The following is a 14,408-nucleotide window of genomic DNA, read 5'->3' as shown; positions in this document are numbered from 1 at the left end:
AACAATTAACCAAGCACTTTCACTATGAACGTAAGCTACTTAACAAAAAGTTGTAATTAACCCTAAACAAAGGATTTAAAATTAGTGTGTGGAATAAGTATAAAGAACTATTTTATGTTTGCTGATCGGAGGGATTCAAATGAACAAAAAAGACCTCTCAGAACGCGATATTTGCACCAAGTATATAACACCTGCATTGGTTCAATCGGGATGGGATCTGCAGAAGCAGATTCGAGAAGAAGTCACATTTACTGATGGGCGAATTATTGTGCGTAAGAAGGTGGTCACACGTGGCGAGAAAAAACGTGCTGATTACATTCTTTATTATAAAGCAAACATACCTATTGCAGTTATTGAAGCCAAAGATAATAAACATTCTATTGGTGCAGGGATGCAACAGGCTATTAATTATGGAGATATTCTTGATATTCCATTTGTATATTCATCGAATGGCGATGGTTTTCTAGAACATGATCGAACAGCTTCCACTGGAACAGTTGAACGGGAACTTACTTTGTCTCAATTTCCTTCCCCAGAAATGTTATGGCAACGATATAAAATAGCAAAAGGAATTGATACTCAATCCGAAGAAACGATAGTTGAGGATTACTATTTTACACAAGACTCTAAAAGCCCTCGTTATTATCAACGTATTGCGATAAACCGGACAGTCGAAGCTATTGCTAAAGGAAAGAATCGAATCCTTCTTGTTATGGCAACAGGTACGGGTAAAACTTATACTGCGTTTCAAATTATTTATCGCCTATGGAAGTCCAAAACCAAGAAACGGATTTTATTTCTTGCTGATCGAAACATACTAGTTGATCAGACTATGACCAATGATTTTGCTCCGTTTGGCGATAAAATGACCAAGATAAAGAATAGAAAGATTGATAAAGCTCATGAAGTATATCTCGCTTTATACCAAGGTATATCAGGCACAGAAGATTTTCAGAATGCATACAAAGAGTTTTCTAGAGACTTTTTTGACCTTATCATTATAGACGAGTGTCACCGCGGAAGCGCAAAAGAAGATTCGGCATGGAGAGAGATCTTAGATTATTTCACTTCTGCTACTAATGTTGGACTTACTGCAACACCAAAGGAAACTAAAGACGTATCAAATTTGAGTTATTTTGGCGAACCTATCTATACATACTCGCTAAAGCAAGGTATTGAGGATGGCTTCTTAGCTCCATATAAAGTCATCAGAGTACTGCTTGATAAGGATGTTGAAGGTTTCCGACCCACTAAAGGGCAGAGAGATAAATATGGATATGAAATTGAAGATCGTGAGTACAACATTAAGGATTATGACAAAAACCTCATTCTTGAGAAACGTACACACACGGTTGCAAAAATGGTATCAGACTACCTTAAGGCTAACCAATCTCGGATGGCAAAGACAATCTTCTTCTGTGTGGATATTGATCATGCAGAACGTATGCGCCAAGCACTTGTCAATGAAAATGCTGATTTGGTCGTTAAGAACTCTAAATATGTAATGCGTATTACAGGTGATAACGAAGAAGGTAAAGCAGAATTAGACAATTTTATCGATCCTAACGAACCTTACCCTGTTCTTGTTACGACAAGCAAACTTATGACAACAGGTGTTGATGCGAAAACATGCCAGTATATTATTCTAGATTCCAATATTAATAGCATGATTGAGTTCAAACAGATTATTGGACGGGGCACAAGAATTCGGGAAGATTTCGGAAAGTTATACTTTACGATCATTGATTTCCGCAATGTGACAAAACTTTTTGCCGATCCTGATTTTGACGGTGATCCTGTTGTCATTATTGATCAACCCGAAGGTGATATTCCTCCTGAGAATAATGAATTTAATGAGGGGGACGAACCTACGAATAATGATGGTTTGGATGAGGGTTCAAATGGTAATTCGCCTGATGGTGGCGGAGAAATAATCAATGAGTCACCAGCCAAATATTATGTACACGATGTAGAAGTCAAAGTGTTAAATCATCGAGTGTATTACTATGACAAAGATGGTAAACTGATTACCGAATCGTTGATTGACTACACGAAGAAAAATGTAAAAAACGAATTCAAGTCACTTAATGATTTTCTTCAAAAATGGAATTCCGCTGACAAAAAAGAAGCAGTCTTAGAGGAACTTGAAGCACAAGGGATATTACTGGATGAACTAAAAGATGAAGTTGGTCAAGATCTTGATCCGTTCGATCTCATTTGCCATGTAGCATTTGATCAACCCCCGCTCACACGCCGCGAGAGAGCAGATAATGTAAAGAAGCGTAATTATTTTACGAAGTATAGTGATCAAGCAAGGCAAGTTTTAGAAGCACTTCTTGAGAAATACGCAGACGAGGGAATCGAGAACTTGGAAAGTATTGAAGTGTTAAAGATCCCAGAATTTCAGACCTTTGGTTCGCCAATCGAAATAGTTAAACGATTTGGTGGGAAACAAGGTTATATGACAGCCATAAGAGAATTAGGAAGATTAATTTACACAGCCTAGAGGTGTTTGGAAGGAGAGTTAATAATGTCTGTTTCAACAATAATTAAATCCGTACAGGATACAATGCGTAAGGATGCGGGTGTCGATGGAGATGCCCAGCGCATATCTCAACTGGTTTGGATGGTGTTCTTAAAAGTTTTTGATGCCAAGGAAGAAGAATGGGAATTAATGCGTGATGAGTATCGAGCTATTGTTCCTGAAGGATTACGCTGGCGTGATTGGGCAGCCAATGATGAAGGCATGACAGGTGATGAGTTACTAGACTTCATCAACAATAAGCTGTTCAAGGAATTGAAAGAAATGGAACTGGACGAATATAGCGATCCAAAAGCTTTTATCGTTAAAGCTGTATTTGAAGATTCCTATAACTATATGAAGTCTGGCACGTTAATGCGTCAGGTGATTAATAAGCTTAATGAAATAGATTTTACAACTCAACAGGATCGACATATGTTTAACGATATCTACGAGAATATATTGAAAGATCTGCAGAATGCCGGTAATGCAGGAGAGTATTATACTCCTCGTCCTGTCACACAATTTGTTGTTGATATGGTTAATCCAAAACTCGGTGAAAGAGTGCTGGATTTCGCATGTGGTACTGGTGGGTATTTGACAAGTACAATCGAACACTTTAAGACTACAGGGCAAATCAAAAGTGTTGAAGATAATCAAATATTGCAGGATACCATTATGGGAATCGAAAAGAAACCTATGCCCCATATGCTTGCAGTTACTAATCTGATTCTCCACGATATTGATACGCCTAAAATCAAGCATGACAACTCGCTCACGAAAAATGTGCGGGAATACCGCCCTGTTGATCAAGTAGATGTAATAGTGACTAACCCCCCATTTGGTGGAATTGAGGAAGATGGAATTGAAATTAATTTCCCAGAAAAATTTCGTACAAAAGAAACTGCAGATTTGTTCATGGTATTACTTATGTATCTTCTTAAAGATGGTGGTCGTGCAGGAATTGTTCTGCCTGATGGCTTTTTATTTGGAGAAGGTGTTAAGACCGCAATTAAAGAGAAGTTACTGGAAGAGTTTAACCTTCATACGATTGTTCGATTACCAAAAGGAGTCTTTGCACCATATACGGATATAAACACTAACTTGTTATTTTTTGAAAAAGGCAAACCAACAGAAGAAGTATGGTATTTTGAACATCCCCTTCCAAGCGGATATAAAAACTATACGAAAACTAAGCCTATTCGTTTAGAAGAGTTTGAACTTGAGAAACATTGGTGGAGTAATCGCTTAGAAAATGGTCAAACTTGGAAAGTAAGTATTGAGGATATTAAGAGACGTAATTATAACTTAGATATAAAAAATCCCAATAATATGGAACAGGAAGAATCTAAGTCGATATCTGAAGCTATAAGCAGTCTCAAAGCCTCACAAGCTAAAGTTATTAAGCTACTGCAAGAAATGGAAAAGGAACTAAAGGTATGAAAAAATATAAGGTTGGACAAATACTGAACAGAGTAAAAGAGACCATTATCATAGAAGATGATCAAGAATATAAACGATTAACAATTCGAATGTATCACAAAGGTGTTTGTTTGCGTGATACTGAATTAGGCATCAATATAGGGACGAAGAATCAGTTTATCGCTCGAAGTGGACAGTTTATTATGTCTCGTATTGATGCGAGAAATGGTGCATTTGGTATTATTCCCGATTCAATCGAACAAGCAGCAATTACAAATGACTTTTTAAGTTTTTCAGTAAATGAAGAGATTGTAGATATACAATTCTTCGAACTTTACGTGCAAACGAATAACTTCATGCAGCTTTGCTTTGAATCTAGCAAAGGTACAACAAATAGAAAACGAATCAAGGAAGAAGTATTTTTAGGGTTTGAAGTGTATTTTCCGGAAAAAGACAAACAAATTCAGATAGTAGATAAGGTTAAAAAATTACAGTTGATTAACGAGACACTAGGTTCAGAATTATTATTTCAAACACAAGACATTCAATCTCTCCGACAATCTATTCTCCAAGAAGCGGTTCAAGGAAAACTTATACCACAAAGTTCAAATGATGAGCCTGCAAGAGTATTGTTGCAGAAAATTAAGGCTGTGAAGGATGGCTTACTAAAAGATAAGAAAATAAAGAATGAATATCCATATTCACAGATCACGGATGACGAGAAACCGTACGAAATTCCGCAAAGCTGGGGATGGATAAGGCTAGGTGAATTGGCTAGCTTTATTGATTACAGGGGAAAAACACCTGTAAAGACCGAATCAGGAATACCTTTAATTACAGCTAAAAATGTAAAAATGGGCTTCATAAGCACTGAGCCAAGAGAGTATATCGCTGAACATGAATATTCGAATTGGATGACCAGGGGAATTCCCGATTATGGAGATGTGATATTTACTACGGAAGCTCCACTAGGAAATGTAGCACAATTAAATATTGAAGGAATATTTGCTCTTGCTCAAAGGACTATCACTTTTAAAATATATTCGGGGTATTATCCAGTATTTCTAAAATATGTGTTAATGAGTAAGTCAATTCGAGAAAGTATTCTTAAAAAAGCAACAGGCACAACAGCACAAGGTATAAAAGCAAGTAAACTTAAGCAAATAATAGTGCCAGTCCCACCGCTAGACGAGCAAAAGCGTATTGTTGAGAAGGTTGATCAACTTATGGCGTTATGTGATGCATTGGAAAATACCGTTATGCAGTCGAAGCAAGAAAGTGAGATGCTATTACAAGTTGTTCTACAGGAGGTTTTTGGATAGTCTGAAATTGTAAATAATAATATAGAGTATTTATAATTATGATATCCAAGCAGAAAGGTATTAACGCTAGTCAGTAATATTCTAAGCATTAACATAAAATGTAAATAATCTACAAAAATAACTGCAATATTTAATGAGAGTATGTTCGACCTCGTATATCCGCTCAATTGGTTTCAAGAGAACCTGATTGATATTATATATGGTAGTTAACAGAGTATGTGCAAAATAGAGTTGTTAATGTTAAAAGGATTGTAGACCGAAATTCTAGTCGGATTCTATAATCATGTTAGTCGACTTAGCGTTCCTTGGCGTAGTAAATGTGACTGTTTAGCTTTTTGTTTTCAACGAAGAGAGGGTGGCTCTTTATGCATCATCTCTTTTCTTTTAACCTTTGATGTCGGTATCGTTGGAAATTTGTTTTGTTGGAGCGCTAATTGGGCTATACGATCAGAATCCGCAAAGCATCGGGGACTGTTTCTCTAAAAAGTAGAGTTATGGTCGCTTATTTCGTATATTTTATCTATTGTTACAGCAAGGTACAGGAAAGAGCAGTTTTTATAGCAATTTAGCTCATTTTCATGGAATTTACTCTGCCAATAAGCTTGTCATATCCCCAAGAAGTGCTTTATCTTAGGGGTAAAAATTGGTGCAGTTTATGTGCTGTATTTGTGACTAATCTTGCGTGGTAGCAGTTGGCGTGGCGCTTAGTATTTTACTGTCTGAGTCACTTTCGTCTGTTGTAAATTATGAACTCTCCGTTCACATGTTTTTTGATAGACTGTTGACAAGAGATTGTCGTTATTTGTAAAATTCCCTTAATTTAAAGGGAGAACAAGATCTTCAACGAGAGGAGTTATCTTTAATGTTGAGATTGGTTAAAGAGCGTGAAGTAGTTGCAACACCTAATCAAATACCGAACCCAGTCGAAGCTTTGTGGGAGATCGAACTGCTATACGGCAAACATCCCGCCTATACAGAGTTTACATACGCAGTAAACTTCACAACACGTCTTGAGGGGAATGCTTCGAAGTGTTTCTTGGTAATTGATCTGCGCGAGAGATTTGATGAGTATCTGAGAGATCTTAATGTTTTCGGTGCAATGGAAAGGGCTGAGTTCCATAAAGTTATTGATTATGTGAAGTACCTTAAAATAAATGGATTATTTAGAAGAGTTCCAAACCTACTTACTGTAATGGAGGGGTCTGCCAGCACTGATGAGAGCTTTGAATTGTTTGAGATGGTAGTGGATGCTGTTTTTAGCGATTCCGATGCCTTTCCGACCATCAGCAGTAATGCGTATAAGCATGGTGTTAGTTTTGGAGTTATTCTAGACACGGAGCAATATGTTTCTAAATATGGAAAGAATGTAATAGGTGTAACCACAGAGGCTTTACTGGAGATACTTGATCTTGATGGAAACTCAAAGAACGTGCGTTTGCTTGAGATCGCTAGGGGTTGGAAGGAACAGGGGTTACTTTTGAAGAAAAGTCGTCAGGCACGATTACAGGAGCCTATAAAGCCTAATATTAGCTCCAATGAGGTCAAGCGTTTTTATATTTTTAGGATTGATGGTATAGCTCAAGAATAGCTTTTGGAGGGTTTAAAAATGACCTCAGTAAGGCGAGTAAGTAGTTTAGATTTGAATAATTCACACCCTCATTCGGTCATCTCGTATATCGGAGGAAAGTCGCAACTTATCCCGAATATAGTACCAATAATCACCTATGCGGCTAACACATATGGTCTAAGTAAATATTATGAGTTGTGCGGTGGTGGAGCTCGTATGTTGTTGAATATGCCTGTAACTTTGTTTGAACATAGGGTCTACAACGACTTGGACTTGGGGTTGTGTAAGCTATTCGCTTGTTTAGGCGATAAGAGATACTTATACGATCTTATGGCTTTACTAGAGGACTTAGGTTGTAGTGAAGAAGTGTTTCTGCAAGCAAAGCATGCTCGGGAATTTGAGACTCGCATGCTAGCAAGAGGACGTGTTGAATGTGAGTTAGATCGAGTGTTAGCTGCGGCATATACCTTTATTTTAGCGATGCAGAGTCGAGCAGCGGATATGAATACTTTTGATAATAATCGAGTAAGAGATAGAAAGAGGCTGCGCTCGTATTTTAAGAGGGTACATCAATTAGATAGATTTTTCCCAACACTCAAAGATGTTGAGATCACACACGGTGATTGTCTTGAACTGTTGGATTGGGTTGGGAGTAGGGGTGACTCCTTTGCTTATATCGATCCACCATATATACCTGACAGTATGGTTAATGAGAACCATTACGGTGAACGCTCATGGGTGTTGGAGGATCATGTAAATTTAGTAAACAAGTTACTTTTTACTAATATGAAGGTCGCTCTTAGCGGTTATGATAACGATTGTTACGATCGATTAATTAAGGCTGGTTGGCAGCGATTGTATTTAAAAAATGTACATGTGAGTAGTTCAGCAAGTGGTCGAAGAAAGCAAGAATATATTTGGATAAATTTTCCAATTCCTTACTCTTTGATTGAAGAAGTGAGCTTAATCGATTACATTGAATATTGACTGGCAGTGGTTTTAAAACCAGTGAGTGTCGCTCTAAAACCTGCAAATTGCCATTAGAACCAACAAAACCACCGAATACCAGTGTGGATTGACTTCTGTGATAACACATGTGGGACTAATACTTTTTATTTTGCTAGGGGAAATCTCTAAATTTCAAGAGAATTTTTCGAAGCTAGTATATGTTATTAAGTCAAATCATGCCCAACTTCAACAAAGAGAACGAGTTGACATTGAACCTGATCCGATTCGCTAAGATCACTTCAATGGATCAACTCGTTTTTTGTTCAATTCGGGTTATTTTCTTCTTTTTTTTGGTTTGGAAGTCACATTCGATTATTTTGGTTTGTTGTAGGTATAGTGGTCATTGTTGCCTGTTTTCATCTCTAAAGGGGTATTATGTTTTATCAGGTCTTTCTGTTTTATGGGGAGAAGAGAACCATTTGGGGAACGGTTTTAAGATACCTTCTACATAGGTGTAGTAAAAATCGTCTCTAAAAATGGAGGGTTATTGGAATGTATAGGGAAAAATATAGGGCAATGGCGTGTGAAGAGGTCATGGCTGAGTTGGGTATTACAGCGGTTGTGACAGATCAGCATCGTGTGATGAAGGAGATTCTGGATAATTTTATTATGATCTCAGAATCTCTTTATATCACTTCTGCACGAAATAAGTGGTTGTTGGTACACTCTGCTGGTTTTGTATTCTCAGGTTTCCATCGCTACGGTAATATTTCTAAAGTTGGTGATGATGTTCTATTGAGGTATAGGGATCTGGTCAAAGTGATGTATTGCGGTAGAACAGGAATAGTTAATACTTCCATGGAGAATGTGCAGTTAGAGAAGGGGCATAAGGATGGGTATCCAATTGTATGGTTTAGCAAAGAGTATCCCTATTTGCCAGGAGGTAAACCTGTATATCTTAAAGCACACCTTATTATTCTAGCGATCAGGGAGGGCTATGAGACTCTAAAAGCCATAGGAACAGATCGGACACATGACGCTCACCACATTCGTGGGGTTGAGAACGGCAATGCGCTTGAAGACATCGAATTGTTGGATCGTAGGGCACATAGCGTTCTACCAAAGAGGAGATAGCTGCTTTTCATATTTGGGCATTTTAAAAATACAATCGTGTAGCAGAGCCTTTGGGTTCGCACTCAGATTGTATTTTTATTTTCAGGGGTATTTGTTGTTGAGAACTTCCATTTATATGGAGTTTAAGGTGCATCGGATTTTATCTTAGTCTGAAAGGTTACTCCTAAAAAATGTCGGTATTTTTATTTTCTGTTTTCTGCGGTGGCTAAAACGCTTGTTAACATTGGCTTTAGCTGAATGGGTACATCGTTAATAAAAATCTACGGTGTTTTTTGGGAGTATGCTTGCCTTTATTTTTGAAGTCTTTTCACTGCTTTGGTCATAGTTCATCAGTGTCTGGATTCTGTTCTTTTGTACTAAGTTTGAAACTTATCTTGCTAGCTTAAAGGTGGTGTTTAACAGTATGTTGGTATTTCGCGAGATTGAGGAATTGGTGCGTGAGGTCAAAAGTAGATTGGCATCGTTAGGTGTAGAGTCAGATTCTAAACTAGACGGACAGCGGTTTCTTTTGCTCCAGCAAGTCGTTACTTATGTCAATTCTATGGTATGGCTCTCACATGGCAAAACTCGTGAGAAGGTAAAATCGTTCTTACGGAGTCGGTATAACTACCAAGAGGTTGCCGAACGGTATGGGGTATCTGTTTCTCAAATGCATAAGTGCATCTCGTATGCTGGATCTCAGCTTCGGCGGCGCATTGGTGGAACACTTTTGTTAATAAAATCAGGCGCTCTTGCCTCAGCGGAAAGGGAGTTTGCACTGGCTACTGGAGCGGGTGATCCTTCTGCTTTGTTTGTTAAGGGTATGCATGATTGGTTCGATACAGTGAAGGATGCTGGGGTAGACATCAGCACCTGTGATAGGGAGCTTAGTTTCCTGTCCTGTTTCACCAATCGAAACATTGATAGGGTCATTGATTCGTTAGATCCGAGGAAGGTTAGCCATTTGCTCTATATCCTTTTGAAGGGTGACATTACGTATGTATCTGAGAGGGGTATTCTTTCTCGGTGCATCGTGGATGGAGAGTTGGACGCTTTGGAGGCAATAGCCTTATTAAAAGAGGACTTTATCTATGCTCGATCCAGTATATCTTAGCTTTCATATTTTTATATCCACTTTTTGGAGGTGGGAAACATGAAAAATAATATTCGTGCTAAGTTGTCGTATTTCGATTATCGGGGTAGAACTCTTTATACTCCTGCACTTTGTGCTAATAATCAGCTACATTACGATTTATACAATAAGGGTCTTTTGGATGGGTCACTGGTTACCTTTAATAATCGACCAGCTGTGGTTGCTTCAGCAGACGTTAGTGGTATCGAAATGAAAGGTAAGCCATTGGATGTATGGATTGCCGAGGTGCAAGCACTCATTTTAGCTCAGAGAGGTATGCCTTTGCAGCATGGGATTGCGGACAGGCTTCGTGAGTCTTTGGTATCTTCCTATCTATTAAACAGTTGTCTATGTGTAGCAGAGGTTAAAACGCAGCAGGGAATCGAGTATTACTTGGTTACAAAAAGTCCTGCTGTTCTATCAGTTTATCAATCTCAGTTGGCTCCTGTAACTCGAAAAAAGGGGTTTGATCAGTTTCAGGTGCAGTGTTCCAATCGGTATGATGAACTTGCTAAAGGAAGCTTTTCTGCAGTGCGGGTGATTCGTGATGTAGATGGGGTACACCTTAAAAGTCGCACGCTTGGCTCTCGTAGTGCAAGACATCTCCTCCCTTACTATGCGGTAAATAACTATGCGGCGGCAGTTGTACGTTACTTTAGCAAGCAGAAGGTCAAGCTGGTATTCAGTCAGAATGGTGTAATTCAGGATCTTATTACCACGTTTAACATTCATACTGTAGCGGATTGGAAAGGGGTTACTGTAGCTGAGGCACAGAAGGCTGTGGAGGCAGATTGGTTAAATCCGCTATCACTGGGGTATCTTAATTTGCCTGATTTGTCTCTACGTGGTCAGTTTGTGCCCGTTCCATTGCTTCACCTTCACGAAATTGAACCATGCGTCTAATGGTTGGTGTAATTGCTGTATTGGTGCTTTACCCTTAAGGGGAATCGGGATTCCCTTTAAGGGTTTTTGCTTGTTTGGGGATTCCCTAAATCTATTGTTATTGGGACTGGTCTGGTTCCTTAATATATAGGCTTTTTAGGTGGCATTTTCTTTCCCGATATTATTCCCGTTATGCGAGTTCCAGTAACCTCCTTATCGGGAATCCCTATAACTTGACTCATTCCCTATATGCTGGTTTTCGGGACGCATCAATTTTTATGTTTATATGACTTGTTAATCAGGTCTTTAAATCTGAATGGGATGTGATCGGAATGAGTTCTAAGGTATGGGGGTATGCCAGAATAAGTACGGCGGAACAGAAGGTTGATCGGCAAGTGGATCTCTTAATGCGGGAACATGGTATCCCAAAGTCAGATATATTCATTGATACGATCAGTGGCGCAAAGTTTGATCGACCTGCCCTTGCCCAATTACAGAAGGTTCTACGTGAAGGAGATACAGTCGTAGTGGAATCATTAAGCAGAGTTTCTCGTTCAAGTGCTGACTTGCTCGTTTTATTGAACAACTGGCAGGATCGGGGGATTACCTTTATTTCGCATAAGGAACGTCTCGATTTCTCCTCGACAACGGGGAAGTTCATGTTGAGTATGTTGGCAGCTCTGTCGCAGTTTGAAAGGGACACTTTGCGTGATAGGGTTTCTGAAGGCATTGCGGCAGCTAGAGCGAGAGGTCGTATTGCAGGTAAACCGAGAACGGATAAAAAATCCCTAGATAAGGCTATCAAACTACATGATGCTGGGATGCATTCGATAAAGGAGATCTGTGAAATTGCTAAAGTTTCAAAATCAGTTTTATACCGCGAATTGAAGTTGCGGAGTGGTGGGGACTGTGATAGGGGAGATGGTAAGAAAATGGGCAGATAATGTTTTTGGTGGGGATAATTAATCCTTTTTCTAAGTATATGGAGCCAAAATTTGCTTTTTGTATTTACAGTTTCTTGTAAATCTATTTTAGGCTGGTATTCCATTTAAGGAACGGGTCAGTAGTCGGACAGGTATGGTGTTTACGCTTAATAAAAGCGTTCTACAGCATGTCTGTCCTTTTTCTATTTGTTACAGACGTTTTTGGTTTATTACTTTGGATTAGAGCAGGGAGAGAAAAATTTTTTCAAGAGTTTATTAGTGATCCAGCGTATAGGGTTAGTAGTTAAAATTCTCTAGCTTTGGATTGGAGGTGTAAGATTTGGAAATGCGGCGAAGTAAAGATGAGTTGGATGCTATCTATCATAGGGACTCAACGATTTTTGGTAAGTCAGCAAATAAGCAACCACAGCGGCTTGTTTGTGGAAATATATGTAAATGTATAAATCAATATATAGAATATTTTTGCTAATATTGATCTATATGTTGTGATTTATATGAAGGGCGGATATGTCATCAATAAAGCTTGATTCCTTCTGTAACCCATGTTAATACAAACATGAGCACGGGTTCCTTGGGGGGAGAAATTAAAAAGAAATGGGGAAATCACCGTGGAAAATACTAAGACAAAAATTAACGATAAACAAGGCATGGAGAACAAAGAGCTTATCATCTTCTCTCCTGAAGAACTCAAAAGGGAAGAGTTAATCAGTGTCCTTGCTGGTCTTATAAAAAACTATGCTATTAAGAAGCAACAAATCAAATAATAACTAAAGTAAGCGGATTTCTAAATAAAACAGCAATCCGCTTGCTACAAATGGAGGAATAGAAATGTTTGAACAAAAAGTAAATTTGAGAGCAGCACTGTATTTGCGTGTATCAACGGAAGAACAGCGAAAGGAAGGCTTTTCACTTGGCGCCCAAGAGGAAACTTTGAGAGCATATTGTGCTTCGAAAGGCTTTGAAATATATGATATTTACGATGATGGGGGATATTCGGGAAAAGATTTTAACAGACCAAGATTCCAAAATCTATTGAGGGATTTAAGAAATGATAAATTTGATATAGTTTTAGCTATAGCAGTTGACCGAATATCCCGTAATAATAGAGATGTACTAGCTTTTATTGAGGACGAGCTTGAGCCGAGAGGGAAAAAGTTACTCATTACTACGTGTGATATAGACAGTTCTACTCATTGGGGTAAAATGTTTATTTCATTATTAGGAACATTTGCAGAATATGAAAGAAAACTAATTATATCTAGAGTAAAAGATGGCATGAAGAAGCGTGCGAACGGAGGATTGTGGAATGGCGGTAGCATGTTGGGATATGATGTTGTTGATAAAAAACTTGTTATTAATAAGGATGAAGCAAGGATTATTAAAGAAATATTTGATATGCGGAGTACAGGAAAAGGCTACAAATGGATTGCCAATAGGTTAAATGAAAGTGGTAAGAAAACAAAACAAAATACAAATTTCAGTATCAACACAATAAAAACAATTTTAAATAACGAAAAATATACTGGTAGAATGAGTTGGGGAAAATTGCAAGATTGGAATAGTAAAAGACGTAAAGGTAAGTCAGAACCGATTACAGTCGAAGGAAAGCATGAAGGTATCATTGATAATGAATTGTGGGACAAGGTTCAGGCAATAAATAATTCGAAGAGCAAAGATCATACATGTCAAAATAACATTAAGGGAGAATTTATACTCACTGGATTATTGCGTTGCCCAGTTTGTGGTGCAGGGACAGTGATGAGTAAATCGAAAAAAAGGGATGGATCAGGATACCATTTGTACTATATGTGTCAGAATTTCCACGCAAAGGGTAAGACGGTGTGTAGTTCAAACTTAATTCGAAAAGAACTTGTAGAAGAACAGGTTTTGAAGTTTATTCGGACGATACTTGAAAATGAAGTTATTATAGAAGGAATAATGAATCGCTTGAAAAGTGAAGAATCTAAAAATACAGCCGAGCTTGAGAAGGATTTAACCATACAAAGGACGAACTTAAAGAAGTTGTTGGACAAGCAGAAAAAGCAGGATGCAGATTACTACGCTAACGAAATTAGAGCGTCAGTCTATAATCGTTTATCTGAAACGGTTGAAAATGAAATAAACGAGAGCAAGAAAGTAATCGAACATATTGAGAGAGAGATTGAAAAATTACAGTCCAAAGTTACGATCAATAAGGAAATTATTATTGACGCTCTAAAGAACTTTGATGTCTTATTCGAAGAAGCAACAAACGAAGAAAAAAGGTTATTGTTGAGGGCGTTAATAAAAGAAATCCATATGGAAGCTAATCGTAAAAGAATTAAAAATATCGTCTTCTGGTTCACGGAAGACGATTCCTTTACGGAATCTGCTTTACCACTAAGTGATGTGAGGAGAACCGTACCATAAGTAAGAGAACCAAACTTAAATAGAAAGATAGAAGAGGTATTTTTTATTATGGTAGTGGTGCTTATATAATAAGCACCACTTTTTCGTAATAATGAAACCAACTCAAATGGATCTAACTACTAAGAGAAATTAGCTATTTATAACTATA

The 14,408-nt window shown here is 38.0% G+C and carries 11 protein-coding genes; all 11 read left to right on the top strand.

The window, feature by feature from the left end:
- Positions 1-139 precede the first annotated feature (139 nt).
- The 11 genes from hsdR to EIZ39_RS08505 all read left to right on the top strand — a co-directional run bounded on the left by hsdR (position 140) and on the right by EIZ39_RS08505 (position 14,260).
- Positions 140-2,506, top strand: coding sequence for an EcoAI/FtnUII family type I restriction enzme subunit R (gene hsdR / locus EIZ39_RS08550; protein WP_129199493.1), 2,367 nt, complete (start codon positions 140-142; stop codon positions 2,504-2,506).
- Positions 2,507-2,530: 24 nt separating this feature from the next.
- Positions 2,531-3,964: a type I restriction-modification system subunit M gene (locus tag EIZ39_RS08545; protein WP_129199491.1), complete on the top strand. Its 1,434-nt coding sequence runs from the start codon at positions 2,531-2,533 to the stop codon at positions 3,962-3,964.
- Positions 3,961-5,265 (top strand): restriction endonuclease subunit S, encoded by a 1,305-nt coding sequence (locus tag EIZ39_RS08540; protein ID WP_129199489.1) that lies wholly within the window; start codon positions 3,961-3,963, stop codon positions 5,263-5,265. The genes EIZ39_RS08545 and EIZ39_RS08540 overlap by 4 nt, the downstream gene beginning before the upstream one ends.
- Before the next feature lie 862 nt (positions 5,266-6,127).
- Positions 6,128-6,853 (top strand): hypothetical protein, encoded by a 726-nt coding sequence (locus EIZ39_RS08535; protein WP_129199487.1) that lies wholly within the window; start codon positions 6,128-6,130, stop codon positions 6,851-6,853.
- 18 nt (positions 6,854-6,871) lie between these two features.
- Positions 6,872-7,819, top strand: a complete 948-nt coding sequence (locus EIZ39_RS08530) for a DNA adenine methylase (RefSeq protein WP_129199485.1) — start codon at positions 6,872-6,874, stop codon at positions 7,817-7,819.
- A gap of 513 nt (positions 7,820-8,332) precedes the next feature.
- The gene (locus EIZ39_RS08525; RefSeq protein WP_129199484.1) at positions 8,333-8,914 is read left to right on the top strand and encodes a hypothetical protein; all 582 of its coding nucleotides are present in this window, start codon (positions 8,333-8,335) and stop codon (positions 8,912-8,914) included.
- Positions 8,915-9,317: 403 nt separating this feature from the next.
- Positions 9,318-10,007 (top strand): hypothetical protein, encoded by a 690-nt coding sequence (locus EIZ39_RS08520; protein WP_129199482.1) that lies wholly within the window; start codon positions 9,318-9,320, stop codon positions 10,005-10,007.
- Positions 10,008-10,046: 39 nt separating this feature from the next.
- A complete protein-coding gene (locus EIZ39_RS08515) occupies positions 10,047-10,928 on the top strand; it encodes a hypothetical protein (RefSeq protein WP_129199480.1) in 882 nt (293 codons plus the stop codon).
- Positions 10,929-11,239: 311 nt separating this feature from the next.
- On the top strand, positions 11,240-11,851 hold the full coding sequence (locus tag EIZ39_RS08510) for a recombinase family protein (protein WP_129199478.1): 612 nt from the start codon (positions 11,240-11,242) through the stop codon (positions 11,849-11,851).
- 608 nt (positions 11,852-12,459) lie between these two features.
- Positions 12,460-12,615 (top strand): hypothetical protein, encoded by a 156-nt coding sequence (locus EIZ39_RS26480; RefSeq protein ID WP_164984971.1) that lies wholly within the window; start codon positions 12,460-12,462, stop codon positions 12,613-12,615.
- A 64-nt stretch (positions 12,616-12,679) separates the two neighbouring features.
- The gene (locus EIZ39_RS08505; RefSeq protein ID WP_129199476.1) at positions 12,680-14,260 is read left to right on the top strand and encodes a recombinase family protein; all 1,581 of its coding nucleotides are present in this window, start codon (positions 12,680-12,682) and stop codon (positions 14,258-14,260) included.
- Positions 14,261-14,408: the final 148 nt, after the last annotated feature.

The sequence above is a fragment of the Ammoniphilus sp. CFH 90114 genome (assembly GCF_004123195.1).
Classification (GTDB): Bacteria; Bacillota; Bacilli; order Aneurinibacillales; family RAOX-1; genus YIM-78166.
This window is presented reverse-complemented; position numbering and strand designations above follow the sequence as displayed.